19 protein-coding genes are annotated in these 18,216 nt (G+C 67.6%); 11 read left to right on the top strand and 8 right to left on the bottom strand.

The window, feature by feature from the left end; all coding sequences use genetic code 11:
- The first annotated feature begins 47 nt into the window (after positions 1-47).
- From ABDW61_RS04180 to ABDW61_RS04140, 9 genes are all read left to right on the top strand, one after another.
- Entirely contained in the window at positions 48-1,211 is a 1,164-nt protein-coding gene (locus ABDW61_RS04180; RefSeq protein WP_343636491.1) for an ABC transporter ATP-binding protein, read from the top strand.
- A complete protein-coding gene (locus ABDW61_RS04175) occupies positions 1,211-2,365 on the top strand; it encodes an ABC transporter ATP-binding protein (protein WP_343636489.1) in 1,155 nt (384 codons plus the stop codon). The genes ABDW61_RS04180 and ABDW61_RS04175 overlap by 1 nt, the downstream gene beginning before the upstream one ends.
- Positions 2,362-3,246, top strand: coding sequence for a sugar ABC transporter permease (locus ABDW61_RS04170; protein ID WP_343636487.1), 885 nt, complete (start codon positions 2,362-2,364; stop codon positions 3,244-3,246). The genes ABDW61_RS04175 and ABDW61_RS04170 overlap by 4 nt, the downstream gene beginning before the upstream one ends.
- The gene (locus ABDW61_RS04165; protein WP_343636485.1) at positions 3,239-4,051 is read left to right on the top strand and encodes a carbohydrate ABC transporter permease; all 813 of its coding nucleotides are present in this window, start codon (positions 3,239-3,241) and stop codon (positions 4,049-4,051) included. Before ABDW61_RS04170 ends, ABDW61_RS04165 begins: the two co-directional genes overlap by 8 nt.
- Positions 4,052-4,063: 12 nt before the next feature.
- A complete protein-coding gene (locus ABDW61_RS04160) occupies positions 4,064-4,372 on the top strand; it encodes a DUF2160 domain-containing protein (protein ID WP_343636483.1) in 309 nt (102 codons plus the stop codon).
- A 133-nt stretch (positions 4,373-4,505) separates the two neighbouring features.
- On the top strand, positions 4,506-6,218 hold the full coding sequence (locus ABDW61_RS04155) for an ABC transporter substrate-binding protein (protein ID WP_343636903.1): 1,713 nt from the start codon (positions 4,506-4,508) through the stop codon (positions 6,216-6,218).
- Between the two features lie 153 nt (positions 6,219-6,371).
- Entirely contained in the window at positions 6,372-7,577 is a 1,206-nt protein-coding gene (locus ABDW61_RS04150) for an AAA family ATPase (RefSeq protein WP_343636481.1), read from the top strand.
- Positions 7,574-8,173, top strand: coding sequence for a DUF4276 family protein (locus tag ABDW61_RS04145; RefSeq protein WP_343636479.1), 600 nt, complete (start codon positions 7,574-7,576; stop codon positions 8,171-8,173). Before ABDW61_RS04150 ends, ABDW61_RS04145 begins: the two co-directional genes overlap by 4 nt.
- A gap of 70 nt (positions 8,174-8,243) precedes the next feature.
- A complete protein-coding gene (locus tag ABDW61_RS04140) occupies positions 8,244-8,717 on the top strand; it encodes a TerB family tellurite resistance protein (RefSeq protein ID WP_343636477.1) in 474 nt (157 codons plus the stop codon).
- 36 nt (positions 8,718-8,753) lie between these two features.
- On the opposite strand, the gene ABDW61_RS04135 is transcribed toward ABDW61_RS04140, so the two are convergent.
- The 4 genes from ABDW61_RS04135 to ABDW61_RS04120 all read right to left on the bottom strand — a co-directional run bounded on the left by ABDW61_RS04135 (position 8,754) and on the right by ABDW61_RS04120 (position 12,236).
- Positions 8,754-10,727: an RDD family protein gene (locus ABDW61_RS04135; RefSeq protein ID WP_343636475.1), complete on the bottom strand. Its 1,974-nt coding sequence runs from the start codon at positions 10,725-10,727 to the stop codon at positions 8,754-8,756.
- A gap of 94 nt (positions 10,728-10,821) precedes the next feature.
- Positions 10,822-11,340 (bottom strand): putative toxin-antitoxin system toxin component, PIN family, encoded by a 519-nt coding sequence (locus ABDW61_RS04130; RefSeq protein ID WP_343636472.1) that lies wholly within the window; start codon positions 11,338-11,340, stop codon positions 10,822-10,824.
- On the bottom strand, positions 11,288-11,530 hold the full coding sequence (locus ABDW61_RS04125; protein ID WP_343636470.1) for a hypothetical protein: 243 nt from the start codon (positions 11,528-11,530) through the stop codon (positions 11,288-11,290). Before ABDW61_RS04125 ends, ABDW61_RS04130 begins: the two co-directional genes overlap by 53 nt.
- 154 nt (positions 11,531-11,684) lie before the next feature.
- Positions 11,685-12,236, bottom strand: a complete 552-nt coding sequence (locus tag ABDW61_RS04120; protein ID WP_343636468.1) for a hypothetical protein — start codon at positions 12,234-12,236, stop codon at positions 11,685-11,687.
- A gap of 35 nt (positions 12,237-12,271) precedes the next feature.
- Between ABDW61_RS04120 and ABDW61_RS04115 the strand changes: the two genes are divergently transcribed.
- On the top strand, positions 12,272-12,895 hold the full coding sequence (locus ABDW61_RS04115) for a hypothetical protein (protein ID WP_343636466.1): 624 nt from the start codon (positions 12,272-12,274) through the stop codon (positions 12,893-12,895).
- Positions 12,896-12,914: 19 nt separating this feature from the next.
- Here ABDW61_RS04115 and ABDW61_RS04110 read toward each other — a convergent pair whose 3' ends face one another.
- The 3 genes from ABDW61_RS04110 to ABDW61_RS04100 all read right to left on the bottom strand — a co-directional run bounded on the left by ABDW61_RS04110 (position 12,915) and on the right by ABDW61_RS04100 (position 16,659).
- Positions 12,915-13,304, bottom strand: coding sequence for a hypothetical protein (locus ABDW61_RS04110; protein ID WP_343636464.1), 390 nt, complete (start codon positions 13,302-13,304; stop codon positions 12,915-12,917).
- 33 nt (positions 13,305-13,337) lie between these two features.
- Complete coding sequence (locus ABDW61_RS04105) at positions 13,338-15,935, bottom strand: serine/threonine-protein kinase (RefSeq protein ID WP_343636462.1); 2,598 nt, start codon at positions 15,933-15,935, stop codon at positions 13,338-13,340.
- Positions 15,936-16,104: 169 nt separating this feature from the next.
- Positions 16,105-16,659 (bottom strand): ECF-type sigma factor, encoded by a 555-nt coding sequence (locus tag ABDW61_RS04100; RefSeq protein ID WP_343636460.1) that lies wholly within the window; start codon positions 16,657-16,659, stop codon positions 16,105-16,107.
- Positions 16,660-16,965: 306 nt separating this feature from the next.
- On the opposite strand from ABDW61_RS04100, the gene ABDW61_RS04095 reads away from it, so the two are divergent.
- Positions 16,966-17,574 carry a diguanylate cyclase gene (locus ABDW61_RS04095; RefSeq protein ID WP_343636458.1) on the top strand — a complete coding sequence of 203 codons (609 nt, stop codon included), beginning with the start codon at positions 16,966-16,968 and terminating at the stop codon, positions 17,572-17,574.
- A 24-nt stretch (positions 17,575-17,598) separates the two neighbouring features.
- Here ABDW61_RS04095 and ABDW61_RS04090 read toward each other — a convergent pair whose 3' ends face one another.
- Positions 17,599-18,060, bottom strand: a complete 462-nt coding sequence (locus ABDW61_RS04090) for a GNAT family N-acetyltransferase (RefSeq protein WP_343636456.1) — start codon at positions 18,058-18,060, stop codon at positions 17,599-17,601.
- Positions 18,061-18,216 lie beyond the last annotated feature (156 nt).

The following is an 18,216-nucleotide window of genomic DNA, read 5'->3' as shown; positions in this document are numbered from 1 at the left end:
GATCCACGAAGAACGATGCGAAGAGAGACAACGATGGAGCCGAGCTCATGGAACTGAGCCTGCGCGGCGTGAGCCACAAGGTCGGCGCGCAGCAGCACCTGTACCCGATGGACCTGCGGCTGGCGCCGAACGCGGTCACCGTGCTGCTGGGCGCGACGCAGGCCGGCAAGACGACGCTGATGCGCCTGATGGCGGGCCTGGACCGGCCCAGCGAGGGCGCCATCACGGTCGATGGCACCGACGTCACGGGCTGGCCGGTGCGCAAGCGCGACGTGGCGATGGTCTACCAGCAGTTCATCAACTATCCGTCGATGACGGTGCGCGACAACATCGCCTCGCCGCTTCGATTGCGCCCCTCGACCGCGGGTACGCGGTCGGCCCCCCGAGGGGGCATGGCCGTCCTTGGGGGCGGCCCGGCGGACGGCCAGTCATTGCACCCCTCTCGCGGCCAGCTCGACCGCGACGCGATCCGCCGCCGCGTGGACGAGCTCGCCACCAAGCTGCACATCGAGATGCACCTGGACAAGCTGCCCGCGCAGCTCTCCGGCGGCCAGCAGCAGCGCGTCGCGCTGGCGCGGGCGCTGGCCAAGCAGGCGCCGCTGATGCTGCTGGACGAGCCGCTGGTGAACCTGGACTACAAGCTGCGCGAGGAATTGCGCGAAGAACTGGGCCAGCTCTTCGCCACCGGCGAGTCGACGGTGGTCTACGCGACCACCGAGCCGGCCGAGGCGCTGCAGCTCGGCGGCTACACCGCGGTGATGGACGCCGGCGAGCTGCTGCAGTACGGCCCCACCGCCGAAGTCTTCCACCGTCCCGCGTCGCTGCGCGTGGCGCGGGCCTTCAGCGATCCGCCGATGAACCTGGTCATCGCGCAGGGCCTGGGCGACCGGCTGCAGCTGCGGCCGGGCGTCGAGCTGGCGCTGCCGGGGCAGGGCGGCGTCACCGTCGGCGTGCGCGCCAACGCGCTGCGCGTCACCGGGCAGCCCGGCGACCTCGCGATCAAGGGCGAGGTCGAACTGGCCGAGATCTCCGGCTCCGACACCTTCGTCCACGCGCGCACCGAGATCGGCGAGCTCGTCGCCCAGTTGACCGGCGTGCATGACTTCGAACTCGGCGCGCCATTGACGCTGTATCTCAACGCGGCCCATGTCCACGTCTTCGACGCGGCCGGGCTGCTCACGCGGGCGCCCGAGCGCCAGGGAGCCCGCTGATGGCCCGCATCGACCTGGACCTCGCCCACGCCTATCGGCCCGATCCCAAGGAGGATGCCGACTACGCGCTGCTGCCGCTCAAGATGAGCTTCGAGGACGGCGGCGCCTATGCGCTGCTGGGCCCGTCGGGCTGCGGCAAGACGACCATGCTGAACATCGTGTCGGGGCTGCTCAGGCCCTCGCACGGCACCGTGCGCTTCGACGGCCGCGACGTGACCGCGCTGACGCCGCAGCAGCGCAACATCGCGCAGGTGTTCCAGTTCCCCGTCATCTACGACACGATGACGGTGGCCGAGAACCTCGCCTTTCCGCTGCGCAACCGCGGCGTGCCGGCGGACCGCATCAAGGCGCGCGTCGGCCGCATCGCCGAGATGCTGGAGCTCAACGGCCAGTTGAACCAGCGCGCCGCCGGCCTGTCCGCCGACGCCAAGCAGAAGATCTCGCTCGGCCGCGGGCTGGTGCGGGAGGACGTGTCGGCGGTGCTCTTCGACGAGCCGCTGACCGTCATCGATCCGCATCTGAAGTGGCAGCTGCGGCGCAAGCTCAAGCAGATCCACCAGGAGCTCAAGCTGACGCTGGTCTACGTCACGCACGACCAAGTCGAGGCGCTGACCTTCGCCGACCGCATCGTCGTCATGACGCGCGGCCGCGCAGTGCAGGTCGGCACGGCGGGCGAGCTCTTCGAGCGCCCGAGTCATCGCTTCGTCGGCCACTTCATCGGCTCGCCCGGCATGAACTTCCTGCCGGCGGCGCTGGAGGAGGGCGGCGGCCTGAGCGTGGCCGGACAGCCGGTGGCGGGCGCGGTCGACGCGGTCACTGGCGCGGCGCTGTCGCGCGCCGAGCCCTTCGCGCTGGGCATCCGGCCCGAATATGTCGAACTCGAGGACATCGGTGAAGGCGGCGCCAGCCCCGCGCGGCCCGGCACGATCACCGGCACCGTGGCCCAGGTGCAGGACATCGGCACCTACTGGCTGGTCACGGCGCAGGCCGGCCCGCACACGCTCAAGGCGCGGCTGAGCGCGCATGCGCGGCCGCCGGCGCCGGGCGCGTCCATCGCGCTGCGCGTGCTCAATCCCCACACCTGCTTCTACGGCGCGGACGAGCAACTGATCGCCGCCGCGACGGTGGCCGCCGCCCAGGAGGGCCTCGCATGAAACCGATCAATCAGAAGGCCTGGTTCCTCGTCCTGCCCGTGTTCCTGTGCGTGGCCTTCTCGGCCATCCTGCCGCTGATGACGGTGGTGAACTACTCGGTGCAGGACATCATCTCGCCGGAGCGGCGGGTCTTCGTCGGCACCGAGTGGTTCGCCGCGGTGCTGCGCGACGAGGAGCTGCACGGCGCGCTGCTGCGCCAGCTGGGCTTCTCGCTGGCGGTGCTGCTGGTGGAGATCCCGCTGGGCATCTGCCTGGCGCTGTCCATGCCCGCGCAGGGCTGGCGCGCGTCGGCGGTGCTGGTGGTGGTGGCGCTGTCCTTGCTGATCCCGTGGAACGTCGTGGGCACGATCTGGCAGATCTACGGCCGCGCCGACATCGGACTGCTGGGCGCGGCGCTGCAGGCGCTGGGCGTGGACTACAACTACACCGGCGACGCCACCGACGCCTGGATCACGGTGCTGGTCATGGACGTGTGGCACTGGACGCCGCTGGTGGCGCTGCTGTGCTTCGCCGGACTGCGCTCCATCCCCGATGCCTACTACCAGGCCGCGCGCATCGACGGCGCCAGCAAGTTCGCGGTGTTCCGCTACATCCAACTGCCCAAGATGCGGGGCGTGCTGATGATCGCGGTGCTGCTGCGCTTCATGGACAGCTTCATGATCTACACCGAGCCCTTCGTGCTCACCGGCGGCGGTCCCGGCAACGCCACGACCTTCCTCAGCCAGTACCTGACGCAGAAGGCGGTCGGCCAGTTCGACCTGGGCCCGGCGGCGGCGTTCTCGCTGATCTACTTCCTGATCATCCTGCTGCTGTGCTTCATCCTCTACAACTGGATGCAGTCGGTCGGCACCCAAGACAAGAGCGAGGTGGCCCATGGATGAGCGCCGTTTCCGCAAGCGGTCGATCTTCCTGATCGCGTACCTGCTGTTCGCGCTGCTGCCCATCTACTGGATGGTCAACATGAGCTTCCGAAGCAACGAGGAGATCCTGTCCAGCTTCAGCCTGTGGCCGCAGCATTTCACGCTGGCCAGCTACAAGACCATCTTCACCGACCCGTCCTGGTACGACGGCTACATCAACAGCCTGATCTACGTCGCGATCAACACGGTGATCTCGATCGGCGTGGCGCTGCCGGCGGCGTACGCCTTCAGCCGCTACTCGTTCCTGGGCGACAAGCATGTGTTCTTCTGGCTGCTGACCAACCGCATGACGCCGCCGGCGGTGTTCCTGCTGCCCTTCTTCCAGCTCTACACGACGCTGGGCCTGATGGACACGCACATCGCGGTGGCGCTGGCGCACCTGCTGTTCAACGTGCCGCTGGCGGTGTGGATCCTGGAAGGCTTCATGAGCGGCATCCCGCGCGAGATCGACGAGACCGCCTACATCGATGGCTACGGCTTTCCGCGCTTCTTCCTGACGGTGTTCCTGCCGCTGATCAAGGCGGGCGTGGGCGTGGCGGCGTTCTTCTGCTTCATGTTCTCGTGGGTGGAGCTGCTGCTGGCGCGCACGCTGACCAGCGTCAACGCCAAGCCCATCGTCGCGACGATGACGCGCACGGTGAGCGCCTCCGGCATGGATTGGGCGACGCTGGCGGCCGCGGGCACGCTGACCATCGTGCCCGGCGCCATCGTGATCTGGTTCGTGCGGCATTACATCGCGAAGGGTTTCGCGATGGGCCGGGTGTAAGGGAGGTCCGCGATGTTCGATTGGATGGTGTGGACCACGCCGGTGGCGATCTTCTTCAGCGGCATCGTGCTGATGCTGATCGGCATGACGGTCTGGGAGATCAAGTCCCCGACGACGCTGCGCAAGGGCTGGCTGCCGATGCGCACGACGCGCGGCGACCGGCTCTTCATCGGGCTGCTGACGGCCGCGTACATCAACCTGGCCTTCGTCGGGCTGGGCGAGAAGATGGCGCAGTGGTTCAAGCTCGAGAGCGAGCCCAGCATCTGGATCAGCTTCGCCGTGTCGATGCTGGTGCTGGGACTGATCCTGCGCAAGGGCTGACCCCGGCGCGAGAGGATCGTTGAAGGTTCAAGGAATTCGGCTCCCATTTCCCCCGGAGCCGCGATTCGTCCTCAAGCAGGGGGAGATGCGACAGACAGAGGAGACAAGCGTGAACAAGAGCAAGTATTCCGCGCTGGCCGTGGCGGCGCTGCTGGCGCTCGGCGCGCATGGCGCGTGGGCCGGCGAGGCGGAGGCGAAGAAGTGGGTGGACGGCGAGTTCCAGCCCTCGACCCTGTCCAAGGACAAGCAACTGGCCGAGATGAAGTGGTTCATCGAGGCGGCCAAGAAGCTGCAGGCCAAGGGCGTGAAGGAGATCTCGGTCGTGTCCGAGACGCTGACCACGCACGAGTACGAGAGCAAGGTGCTGGCCAAGGCCTTCGAGGAGATCACCGGCATCAAGGTCAAGCACGACATCATCCAGGAGGGTGACGTCGTCGAGAAGCTGCAGACCTCGATGCAGTCGGGCAAGAGCATCTATGACGGCTGGATCTCCGACTCCGACCTGATCGGCACGCACTTCCGCTACGGCAAGATCATGAACCTCACCGACTACATGGCCGGTGCGGGCAAGGAGTGGACCAATCCGGGCCTCGATCTGAAGGACTTCATCGGCACCAGCTTCACGACGGCGCCGGACGGCAAGCTGTACCAGCTGCCGGACCAGCAGTTCGCCAACCTGTACTGGTTCCGGGCCGACCTGTTCGCGCGCAAGGATCTGCAGGACAAGTTCAAGGCCAAGTACGGCTATGAGCTGGGCGTGCCGCTGAACTGGAGCGCCTACGAGGACATCGCCGAGTTCTTCTCCAATGACGTGAAGACCATCGACGGCAAGCCGATCTACGGTCACATGGACTACGGCAAGAAGGATCCGTCGCTGGGCTGGCGCTTCACCGATGCGTGGCTGTCGATGGCGGGCGCGGCCGACAAGGGCATCCCGAACGGCATGCCGGTGGACGAGTGGGGCATCCGCGTGGCCGACGACAAGTGCACGCCGGTGGGCGCGTCGATGGCGCGGGGCGGGGCGACGAACTCGCCGGCGGCGGTCTTCGCGCTGACGAAGTACGTCGACTGGATGAAGAAGTACGCGCCGAAGGAAGCCACGGGCATGACCTTCGGCGAGGCCGGTCCGGTGCCGGCGCAGGGGCAGATCGCGCAGCAGATCTTCTGGTACACGGCCTTCACGGCGGACATGGTCAAGCCGGGCCTGCCGGTGGTGAACGCGGACGGCACGCCGAAGTGGCGCATGGCGCCGGGGCCCAATGGTCCGTACTGGAAGGCCGGCATGCAGAACGGCTACCAGGACGTGGGCAGCTGGACCTTCTTCGCCAACAGCGACCCGAACCGCACGGCGGCGGCGTGGCTGTATGCGCAGTTCGTGACGGCCAAGACGGTGAGCCTGAAGAAGAGCATCCAGGGCCTGACCTTCATCCGCGACAGCGACATCCGCAGCGACTACTTCACGAAGAACGCGAACAAGTACGGCGGCCTGATCGAGTTCTACCGCTCGCCGGCGCGGGTGGCGTGGACGCCCACGGGCACGAACGTGCCGGACTATCCGAAGCTGGCGCAGCTGTGGTGGAAGAACGTGGCGCAGGCGGTGACGGGCGAGAAGACGCCGCAGGCCGCGATGGACACGCTGGCGGACGAGATGGACGCGGTGATGGCGCGGCTGGAGCGCGCGGGCATGGCCAAGTGCGCGCCGAAGCTGAACAAGAAGGAGGACCCGAAGAAGTGGCTCTCCGACAAGGGCGCGCCGTGGGCCAAGCTGGCCAACGAGAAGCCCAAGGGCGAGACCATCGCGTACGACAAGCTGCTGAACGCGTGGAAGGAAGGGAAGGTGCGCTGAGCGCCTGAACGATTCCTGGATAGGAACCGCTTCCCTTTGGTGCGCCGCCGTGGCTGGTCCCGGCGGCGCATTGTCTTTTGGGGCCGCCCCGAGGGGGTAGCATTTGCTCCCCGTTTGTCGACAGGCGTCGAGCGGGCTTCACCAAGGTCCAAGATGACGAACCCCTTATTCCTGACCCGTGTCGTGCTACGCAACTACAAGAGCATCGGGCTCTGCGATGTGCGCCTGCGTCCGCTGACGTATCTGGTCGGCGCGAACGGATCGGGAAAGAGCAATTTCCTGGATGCACTTCATCTGGTGCGAGATGCATTGGGCGGATCGTTGGACAACGCTTTGAATGAGCGGGGAGGCTTGGCGGAGGTGCGGCGCAGGTCCACGGGCCATCCGATGACCTTCGGGGTAAGACTCGAGTTCATCCTGCCGTCCGGTCAGGAAGGGCATTACGCCTTCAGCGTGAGTTCTCAAGCTGCGGGCAGCTATGTGGTGCACGCCGAGGAGTGCTCCCTCGGGAGAAAAGGGGCGGGCCCCTCGTATCGCATCGAAAGGGGCGTCGTCAAATCCACGAGCGAAGCGACCTTTCCTGCCGTGACGCCGGATCGCCTGGCCTTGGTGGCGCTCTCGGGCGTGGCGGCATTCCGGCCGGCCTACGATGCACTGACCTCCATGGGTTTCTACAACTTGAACCCGAAGGTCATGCGTGAACTGCAGAAGCCTCAGGAAGGAAAGCTTCTGAAGCCAGTCGGCGAGAACATCGCGAGCGTCATCGGCCATCTCGAGCGCGTTTCACCAGAAGGCCTGGCGCGAATCAGGGAGTATCTGCAAACAGTGGTGCCGATGGTGCATGGCATTCATCGCAAGCAGATCGGCCATATGGAGACGCTCGAATTCAGCCAGGAAACAAAGGGCTCGGAACACCCCTGGCGTTTCATGGCGCAGAACATGTCTGACGGCACGCTGCGAGCGTTGGGCGTGCTGACGGCGCTTTATCAAGGGAATCGGGACTACGCGCCCACCCTGGTGGGGATCGAGGAACCTGAGACCGCGCTTCATCCCGCGGCCAGTGCCGCGTTGCGTGAGGCGCTTGGGCGTGCGTCGGAAAGCACGCAGATCATTGTCACGAGTCACAGCCCCGATCTCCTGGACGACCAGAGCATCGGCGCGGACGCTCTGTTGGCCGTGGCTTCCGAGGGCGGGGAGACGCACATCGCGCCGATCGACGAAGGCGCTCGCACCGCACTGCGCGAACGACTCTTCTCCGCAGGTGAATTGCTGAGGATGAATCAGTTGGTTCCGGACCCCGTGGAGGTGCGGCGGCAAAGTCTCTCCCAGGGAGAGCTATTTGGAGACCCCCATTCATGAAGGCAGTCTGTGCCATTGTCGAAGGAGATGGCGAGGTTGCCGCGATGCCTGTCGTGTTGCGCCGGCTGCATCAACGATTCGGGCCCGTCGACCACGTGAATGTCCTCGCGCCGATTCGGGTTCACAAGGATCGCTTCCTCAATCGGCAGGAAGAGTTTCGGCGGCATCTGTTGCTCGCCGCCGCAAAGAGTGGCGATGAAGGATGGATCCTGATCGTTCTGGATGCGGACGACGCTTGTCCAATGGCCCTCGCGGCTGATATCCGCAAGCGAGCGAGGGAGGTGCTCCCTTTTCGGGAAGTTGCGGTGGTCATTCCGAATCGAGAATTCGAAGCCTGGTTTATCGCCGCCGCCGAATCGCTGGACGGTGTCCGCGGGTTCGCCTGGGATGCGAAGGATCGGATCGACGCGGAGACACCGCGGAACGCCAAAGGCTGGATGAAAGAGCGGATGGTCTCCCGCAGCTACGGCGAGACGACGGATCAACCCGCCTTCTCGGCTCGCTTCGACCTGGATCAGGCCGCGAAGAACAGCAGGTCTTTTCGAAAGATGTGCAGCGAGTGGAAGAAGAACTTCCAGCTGGCCGAGGCGACTTGAAGGCGGCCTGTCGAGCCGCGGCTTAAGACGTGCGTAAGGCCCGGGCGTTCGGAGCTGCCACCATCAGGGCATGTTCAAGTCGCTGATGGACCTCTTCGAGACGCTGGCGCCGGACGACGCGTTCGGCCGGCGCGTGGGTGCGCCGTCGCTGCCGCTGTCGGCGGCGGTGCTGCTCGTCGAGGTGATGCGCGCCGACGCCAATTTCTCCGAGCTCGAACGCGGCGCCGTGAGGCGTGCGCTGACGGCGCTGTTCGCGCTGGCCGACGACGAGGCCGACGCGCTCACCGCGCAGGCTGAGCGCACCGCGCGCACGGCCTCGGATCTCTTCGCCTTCACCTCGCCGATCGACGAGCGCTGGGACATGCCCGCCAAGCTGCGGCTGGTGGAGCTGATGTGGGGCGTGGCCTACGCCGACGGCCAGCTCGGCGACATCGAGCGCCACACGATGTGGCGCATCGCCGATCTGCTGCACATCCCGCAGGGCGCGTATGTCCATGCGCGGATGCGCGCGAAGGCGGCCGCCGGGCTCGGCGAGGACGACTGAACGCCAGGCCAGGGCCCCGGACGGCCCGGCCCGAGTTCAGCGCGGGTTCTGGAACACCACCCGCTCGGCGAGCTCGCGCGGCGCGACGGCGGCGCGCTGGATATGGTCCAGCACCTGGACCGCCCGCTCGCAGCTGACCGGCGCGGCACCGCTGTTGCCTCCGGTCCAGAGCTTGGAGAACGCCCCGGCCGCGGTCGAGCCGACGCTGCGGCTCAACACCTCCAGTTCGAGCGGCGTCGGCATGGCGGCGCGCGTGCGCTGGGGCGGCGGATCGTCCGCGGACTCGATCAGCCAGCGGGCCTCCCAGGCGAGCGCCTCATCCGGCAGCAGCCGGCGCGGCACCGGCGAGCCGGACAGCCACGCTTGGCAGGTGTCCGCGCCGAGCGCCTGCGCCGCGGTCAGCTGGGCGCGCAGCACCTGCAGGTAGCTGCGGCGCAGCGCGGGTGAGCCATTGAGCAGCAGCTCGCGCACATGCGGCGCGAGCACGTCCTGTGCCGCGATCTGCGCGGCGGTGGAGGCGTGTTCGGACCCGGCCAGCGCCACATGCGCGTCGCGCATGCGGCCGGCGGCTTCGTCGATGAGGCCGGGGAAGCGCTGGTCGAGCTTGAACCACGCGTCGCTGGCGCGCAGCGCGTTGACGTAGTCGCTGAGCGGCGCATGCTGGCCGGCACCGTCGCCCTCGGGCAGCGCGACGTCCAGCGTCTTGGGCGGCGGCAGGATCAGCGAGTGGCGCACCAGGTCGGCGGCCGCCGGGTACCACATGCTGCGCGAAGAGGTCTCGAGCGTCTTGCGGATGAAGTCCTCGGGGAGCTCCATGCGGCGATAGGTGCGGGCAAGTTCCTGGTTGGCGATCTCGTCGAAGGCCGGATTGAAGGAGCCGCTGCTGGCGCGATGGAAGCCGAGCTGCGCGCCGGGCATCATCTGGCGCCGGTTGCCGGCGAGGAAGACCAGCGTGCAGGCGCTCTCGCAATTGCCGATGGCGCGGGTACCGAGGGTGCGCTGGCGGATCAGCGCGACCATGCGTTCGGCCTCGGTGACGCGGCCGCCGGGCGAGGCGACCTCGAGCAGCTTCACGCCAGGCGAGGTCTCGAGCAGCGCGCCGAGCCGGCCGGCGTCGCCGGCGCCGATCGGGCCATTGAGCTGCATCGTGCGGCCGTCGGTGCTGACGCTCAGGCGCACGTTGCCGATGGGGTCGATGCCGCGGGCGAGTTTCCAGAGCTCGGGCAGTTCGCCGAAGACGCCGAAAGCCAGCGAGAACGCGATCTGCAAGAACGAGCCGAACAGCGACAAGCGCGCCAGGCCGGACATCAGCAGGGAGCCGCCGGCGTCGACGTAGCCGCGCACCGCGCGCCAGGTGCCGACGGCGCTCCAGATCTCGACGACGATCAGCAGCGGCCAGGTGATCAGCAGCGCGATCGCGACGCCCTGCAGGCCGTCGCTCTTGGTCGACAGCCAGGCGACGAGGCCCTGCACGCCGCCGGCGAGCGGCCAGGTGAGCAGGACGTGGTTGATCCAGAAGCTCTGCGCCAGGCTCTGTTCGCCGCGCCAGTGGCTGCCGATGTAGCCGAGCAGCAGGCCTTCGCCGTCGGCGGGGGCGTCGCGGCTGCGCAGGACTTCGGTGCGGGAGAGGCGGTCATGCCAGGTGCGGCCCTCGGCGTCGACGCGGGCCCAGAGGAAGCCGGCGAACAGCGGGATCGCGGAGATCAGATAACCGAACCAGCGCAGGGCGGCCTGGGCGGGGGAGGGGCGCTGGCCGCTGCGGGCATCGACGACCTTGAGGCCGGCGACGAGCTTGCCGGGCGTGGCGCCCTGCCAGCTCCAGAACACGACGCAGACGACGAGCGGCAGCAGCCACTGGATCGCGAGCGTGGCGGGCCGCAGGTCGTTCCATTTGGCGACCGGGTCGCCGTAGACGGCCCACATCAACAAGGTGCTCGCGGCGATCATCAGCACGCCGTCGATCACCATGGCCAATGCGCGGGGCGCCAGGCCGACGGATTGATTCGACATCCTCTTCACTCCCTCCAGGGCGGCGAGTGTAAAGAGCGGATGCCGGATGCAGCTTGTCAGAACGGTGGCGGCGATGGGGGCTGTATTGAATCCGTCACAGGCGACGGGGGTGGCGTCCCCCTTTGGGAGGAGATCGCCCGGGCGATCGGCGCTTCGGGCCGCCGAGCATGGTGATTGCAGCGGCCGGGCGAACGATCGGCACGTACCTCACATTCCCAAGCGCCAAGAGATGGGCGTCACCCGTGACCAGTAGATGAGCCTGGCCGGCAAGGGCGGTGGCGACGACGATGTCATCATCCGGATCCTCATGCACCGTGGGTGGAATGCTGGCTGGTGCGACCAGGGTCGTCCGCTGCGCATAGTCATTGACGAAGGCGTCGGCGCTGGTGGCCTTCAGCGAGAGGCGCCTTGAAAACTTTCGGCGGCCGATGATGTCGCGCAACTCCGTGAGCATGGCTTGACTGCAAATAAGCTCGACATTCCATGGACCATCAGTTGTCAGTTCAAAGAGCCGCGCGGTCGCGCCATCCCACATCAGGCCGGATGCGACGACATTCGTGTCAAGCACGAGCCGCACGACGCTTCGCTGCACGCTTTTCTGCTCGGACTGCATCGACTTCCGCCTGGATTTCTGCCATGGACATCAACTCGAAGGCGTCGTCCTCACGAGCCAGGGAGGCCAGGAGCCTTTCGGTTTGCAGTTGTCTGGCGAACATGGCCTCGATGCGTTCGGGAGCGAAGAGACCCGCAACGGCGGCTTCCTGCGCCAGGCAGTCGGGCAGTTGAATCTGAACGGAGGTCATGGAGCTGCTTCCTTTCTCTCGACGTCGCACCCATGGACATCGGGATCGGGCATCGTCTCCAGGACCGGGGCGCGATTCAATGACTCGACTTGCGTCGTGACCGACTCGAAGCTGTGTATTTGTCGGAGGCGCGCGACAGGGCGCGCTTGGCGCTTCAGTCGTCCCAGAAGAAGCGGCGGCTCGGATAGACCGCGCTCTGCGAGGTGCGCAGCACCACCCCATCCTTGAAGTGCACGTTGAAGCGCAGCAGGTAGCCGTTCATGTCGGGCTCGATGTTCCAGTCCCAGACGTCCTCGCCGCTGAGCTTGAAGAACACGCGGGTGCGCTCGCGGCCGAGCACGCGCAGCACCTGCTCGGGCGTCATGCCGGGCTCGATGCGCGCGCGGCTCGCGGCGGAGAGGCCGTCGACGCTGCTCACGAAGCGGTCCTGCGCGTCTAGCCGCACCATGTAGCAGGTGCGGCCGAAGGGCTGGGTCGCGTATTCGAGGGTGTGGCCGCCGTCCGCTTCGGGCCAGACGCGCGACGGCGCGCCGTAGTACTGCTGGACTTCCGCGCTGGTGGTGACGCCGGGTCTGAGGCGCTCGTCGCGCACGGGCGTCGCGCAGCCGCTCAGCGTCACGATCGCCGCGGCGAACGCCGCCATACCCACGGTTCTCCAGGTCGTCCACTCGCGCATTGCGTCGCTCCAGCCGGTCGGAGCGGCCATTGTGCGGCGATCGAGGCGGCGCACAATTCGCGTCCATGTCGAATCCGCACTGCCGTCAGGCTTTCCTTTTCAGCGCGTTGCTGGCCGTCTTCGCGGGCGCCGCGCCGGCGAGGGCGCAGTTCTCACTGCCGGGTGCGTCGGCGGCGGTCTCATCCGCGTCCGCGCCGGTGCCGGGCCAGCCTTGCGTGATGCTGTTCGGGCAGGGCCGGAACTTCGATCCCGCTCAGCCGGCGGCCAACCGCCAATGGGACGAGGCCAACAGCGCCTTCAATCTCGCGGCGCGCGAGCCGCTGGTGGCCGCGGGCCTGCCGGTGGTGAACGTGATGCTGCCGGTCGCCGCGACGGACGTGCCGGCGAACCTGCAGGGCCTGCTCGCGGAGGTGCGGCGGCTGGGCTGCACGCGGGTGCTGGAGACGGCGGTCTTTGCGGACGCGGCGCAGGGACTGTTGATCGCGCGGCTGCGCGTCTATCCGGTGCTCGGGGTGCTGGGGCCGCAGGCGCCGGGCAGCGAGCCGAGGATCGGCGCGGTGGCCTACACGCAGCAGAAGGAATTCGCGCTCGACGCGCGCGTGATGGAGCGGGTGAACCCGTCCCGGCTGGGACGGGCGATGGCGGAGGAGGCTCTCCCGAGCTTCGCTCCTGCCGGCGCGCGGCCTTGAAGGGCCGCGCGCTCGGGCCTCAGGGGCAGGCCGATGCGTCGTTGATCACCTGCGGGTCCGAACTCGGGTAGAGGTTCTCGACGACGCCGGGCGTGGAAAACAGCAGCACGACGCCCTTGGTGATGACGGTGTTCGTCGGCATCGCGAAGGTCACTTGGCCATCGTCATTGGCCGGCGCGAAGTTGCTCGCATTCATGCCAGCCGCCGTTCCGAGGGTCTTGAAGGTGGCGCCGATCAGCGACAGGCTGCCCTTCAGCGACTGTTCGAACGTGAACGCGCCCGCAGTCATGGGGATGTGGATCTCGGACCCCTCGATGGGCTCGTCGCCCTCGTGGTCGCGGTAGTAAGTGCAGTCGGCGAAGTTGCCATCGGCGCTGACGTCGGCTCCGACATAGACGGTCACGGTCATGATTTCCCTCTCCTTGTTGAATCGATTGAAAGATCAGGGAGAGGACTCTGCCGATCGGTCTCGCTGCAGCCAAGCCACCGCGCGCTTCACGTCTTCTCTTTCTCCCTGACCCAGACAGGATTGGGCCTCAACCCACGCTTGGGTGATCTGCTGATGAACCCGGACAGCAGGGGCTATCTTCACGACGGCGTCATCGATCTCCTTGCAGGCGGTCCGGGTTTCCTCACTGATCGCGCCGCGTTTCGACGCGGCATCCAGCGTGATGCGGAGTCGCCGGGTCTCGACATAGTCGGCCACGAAGCCCAAGTCGGTGGAGCGGGAGCCCAGGATCTTGGCCTGCTTGCGTCTCTGCTCATCGATCACCTCCAAGGCTGCATCGGTCTGGCCTTGCCGTTGCAGTGCGCGGGCGATCAAGCCGGAGAGCGACGACTGGGAGTCGGTCACCTTGTTGCCCGCGCCTTCCTGGCGATACCGCGCGAGCCGGTTCTCGAGTTCGCGTGCCTGGCTCAGTTGCTGAGAGGTCGAGAGACTCGGTGCCCGTATCGACAGATCGACGACCTCGGAAACGAAGCCGTTGAAGCGCCATTGGGAATTCGAGGGATCCTGTCGCTGCAGCTCCTGAAGAATCGCCACCGATGTTCGGGACTCCGTCATGGCGGCATCGCGGTGTCCGAGTTCGGACAGTGCCGTCGCCTGCCAGCGACGCATGATGGCTTCACGGTAAGCCCATGCGTCGTCCCGCGGGGCGCCTGCGCGGACGGCGGCAATGATGGACGCGCCTTCAGAGAACAGACGTTCCGCTGCCCGATGGAGCCCCTGCTGCAAATAGGCCGTGCCCAGCCAGCTGAGGCTGTCCGCCAAGCCCATGTGGGCGGCAGCATCGGGCTTCGGGTCCGAAGCGATGCTTCGGCGTTTCATCTCGATCGAACGCTTGAAGTAGGACGACGCGCCCTGGAGGTCCACGCTCAACAGGCGGGCCGACCCGAGGCTGTTATAGGCGTAGGAGAGTTCAATCAGCGCTTCTCTGTTGTCGGGTTGGGCATCTACCCAAGCCTGCTCTGCATCCCGATACGCGAGCCAGGCGTCGGTGGCCTTGTCCAGTTCACGGGTGTAGTAATGGACATGGCCGACCCAGAAGGCGGCAGCCCCCTTGGCCTTGAGCCATTCGCCAGTAAGGTCGGCTGACGGCGGCGGCCCCTCCAGCAGCGTGCGCGCGGCGATCAGCGGCTCCAGCGCCTCTTTCAGATTCCGCTTGGAAACACGCACCTCGCCAATGACAGTCAACGCCTTCGCGCGCTGCAGCCTTTCCTGCGGCGACGCATCCTGATCCTGCGCGAGGTAGGTCAGCGCCTTGCTTCCCACGCTGTCGAGCAGTTCCAGCCGGCCAATCGGGCGCAGCTTGTCCGCGAACTCCCCCAGCATGAAGCTCAGCAGATCGTCCGCCCGCTGCCTTCGCTCCTGCGCCTGATGCTCCGCCCGTTCCGCCCGCCGCGCCTGCAGCACGCTCACGCCGGTGAGCCCCACCAGCGCCAGCACGGCCGCGCTGCTCGCCGCCACGCTCCACCGGTGCCGGCGCACGAACCTGCGCAGCACGTAGAACCGCGTGTCCGGCCGCGCCGTGATCGGCTCATGCGCCAGCCAGTGCCGCAGATCCACCGCCATCGACTCCGCGTTGGCATAGCGCTCCGAGGGCTTCTTCTTCAGCGCCTTCGCGACGATCGTGTCCAGATCCCCGCGCAGCAGCTTCGCCTGCCGCGCGATCGCCGGATCGAGTTGATCGCCCGCCACGTCCGACAGCCGCTTGGGCACCAGCTCCACCACCGCGCGCAGCCGGTCCAGGTGGGTCTGCGTGTCGTCCGCCGTCGGATGCCGGCCGCCCAGCATCTGGTACAGCAGCACGCCCAGCGCGTACACATCCGTCGCCGTCGTCACATCCGCCTGCTGCACCTGCTCCGGAGCCGCGTACTGCGGCGTGAACGCGCTGCCCGCGCGCTGCGTCAGCTCCGTCGCCGCGCCCGATTGCGTCGCGTCGTCCAGCAGCTTGGCGATGCCGAAATCCAGCAGCTTCACCTGCCCGTCGTGCGTGACCAGGATGTTGCTCGGCTTCAGGTCCCGATGCAGGATCAGCCGCTGATGCGCGTGCGCCACCGCCGACAGCACGTCCAGGAACAGCTTGATCCGCGACTCGACGTCCAGTCCGTTGATCTGGCAGTACCGGTCGATCGGCAGCCCGTCGACGTACTCCAGCACCAGATACGGCTGATGCCCGTGATGCACGCCCGCATCCAGCAGGCGCGCGATGTTCGGATGCGACAGCCGCGCCAGGATCTGCCCTTCGCGCTCGAAGCGGCCGCTGTCGCCCTTGCCGAACAGCCCCGACTTCAGGAACTTGACCGCCACCTGACCCTCGAAGCGGCCATCCGCGCGGCTCGCCAGCCAGACCGCGCCCATCCCGCCCTGGCCGAGCTCGCGCTCCAGCACGTAAGGCCCGAGCGACTCGCCCGCGAAGTCCAGCGGCGGCAGTGCCGGCGGCGTCGGGCCCTGCAGCGCCTCCGCGGCGGGCTGCTCGAGGAATCCGTCCTCGCCCAGCGCCGCGTCGCGCGCCAGCAGCGCCTCCAGATGCTCGGCCATGGCGACGTCGCCCGCGCGGATCTCCGCGAGGCGGCGGCTCCGCTCGTGTTCCTCCAGATCCAGCAGCTCGTCGAGCAGCGGACTCAGCGCGATCCAGCGCTGTTTGTCGAGTGCGTCCATCGGGGGGCGTCTTGTGCGTTGGAAACGAGCCCCGGCTCCCCCAGCAGGGTCAGGCCTTGAGGCTCATCGAAAGCAGGATTCTCGCCTTCTGCCAGTCGCGTTGCACGGTCCGTTCGGTGACCCCGAGCGCTTCCGCGATTTCCTGCTCCAGCAGGCCGCCGAAATAGCGCATCTCCACCACCTGCGCGAGCCGCGCATCCACCGTCGCCAGCTCCTCCAGCGCCTCGTGCACCCGCAGCACCTGGTCATCGGACTGCGGCGTGCCCTCGACCACGGCCGTGTTCAGCGTCAGGTCCGGCTGGTCGCCGCCGCGGCGCTCGGCCTGACGCGCCCGCACCAGATCGATCACGACATGGCGCATGGTCCGAGCCGCATAGGCCAGGAAATGGCGCCGGTCCGGGAAGTTCTGGCCCTGCGTGCCGGCCAGCCTCAGCCAGGCCTCGTGCACCAGGGCGGTGGTGTCCAGCAGCGTCATCTCCCCGGCCTGCCGGATCCGCTGCCGCGCCAGGCGCTGAAGGTCGCCGTACAGCTGCGCCACCACCTGGTCGGCAGCCGCCCGGTCGCCTTGGCCCGCGTCGTGCAGCAGTTGGGTGATGTCCTTCATGGAGCGGCACTCTAGCGGCCCTGTGCGACCTCTCTACAAGAACCTGTGTGAGCCATGACATGAACAGGTGGGTGCCGATGTCATTCCAAGGGTTTTCACCTAGAAGATTTTTGCTGGCCGATTGTCGGGAGCGAGGTTGGCAATCCGTTTTGAATAAGTGAGGACACGGCTGGTCAGTGTGGCAAGGGAGGCCGGCAAGGATCGGGCTGCTATCAGCAGGCCGTGTTCTCACCCATCAACCGCACCCGCGCAGGGCCGGCAACGGCAGGCGAGCGTGCTTCGTCCATCCGCCTGGAGTCTGCGTGCATGAACCTGTCGCCCGTCACCGCCGCGCCCGCCGCCGGGGAAGAGGGCCAGGCGTCATGCGCCAAGCCGGCGCGCACGACGCCGGCGCTGTGGGTGCCGCGGGTGGACTCGCTGGCCGAGTTCGGTCTGATGATTTCGCGCCAGCTGACGCAGTGCCGCCGCTACGGCGGCCACCTCTCGGTGCTGTGGCTGGAGACCGAACCCGCGAACGGTCCTGTCGCCGCGGTCGCGGCTGACGAGTCCTTGCCGGGCGATGCCGGCGCGCAGGCCGATGACGCCGCCGCCGAGGTCCGTGAAGAAGCGGACCAGGCCCGCGCCGCGCTGGTGACGGCGGTAGGCCGCCGCCTGCGCAGCCGCGTGCGCGGCACCGACCTCGTGCTGCAGGTGGGCGAATCGAGTTTCGCCGTGCTGCTGCTGGATGCCGGACTGTCCGAGGCCCATCTGGTGCATCACCGCCTGTCGGTGGCGCTCAATGGCCCGTATGGCGTGGACGCGCACACGATGCATGTGCGCCTGCGCATGGGCAGCGCGACCTTCCCCGAAGGCGGCGTGCGCGGCTCCGACCTGGCCGAGAGCGCGCGCCAGGACCTGCATCGCCGCATGGTCTGACGGCCCGCGCCGGGCCTGGCGGGATCAGAAGTCCTGGCCGTAGATGATGAATCCCTTGTGCTCCGCGACGCGGTCATACAGCGCGCGGCCGGCGGCGTTGGTCACGTGCGTCTGCCAGTAGAGGCGGTGGCCGCCACGCGCCTTCACCGCATCGGTGACCGCCGCGATCAGCGCGCGGCCGACCCCGCGGCCGCGCACGTCATCGGCGGTGAACAGGTCCTGCAGGTAGCAGGTGTCCTCGATCCGCGTCGTGCTGCGGTGGAACAGGAAATGCGTCAGGCCGACGAGCCGGCCGTCCAGCTCGGCGACGAAGGCATGCACCGGCTCGCGCTCATCGAAGAAGCGCGCCCAGGTCGACGCGGTGACGGCCTCGGGCAGGGCGGTCTCGCCAATGCGGCCGTAGAAGGCGTTGTAGCCGTCCCAGAGCGGACGCCAGGCGGCGAGGTCGGACGGGGCGATCGGGCGGACGCGGATGGGACTGTTCATCGGGTACTCATGAGGATCTACGGGGCCGGCAGGATCACCACCGTGCCGACAATGCGGCCCCTCGGTCCAGGCGCTCGAGCACGGTCTCTCGCACCCGCCCGGGGGCGTCGCGGAGTATCCCGGGCCATCGCGCCCGTGCCTGAAGTACCGTGTCGC

It is taken from the genome of Roseateles sp., assembly GCF_039595595.1.
GTDB lineage: Bacteria > Pseudomonadota > Gammaproteobacteria > Burkholderiales > Burkholderiaceae_C > Roseateles.
Note: the sequence above shows the minus strand (reverse complement) of the source record. Positions and strands in the feature narration are given on the sequence as shown.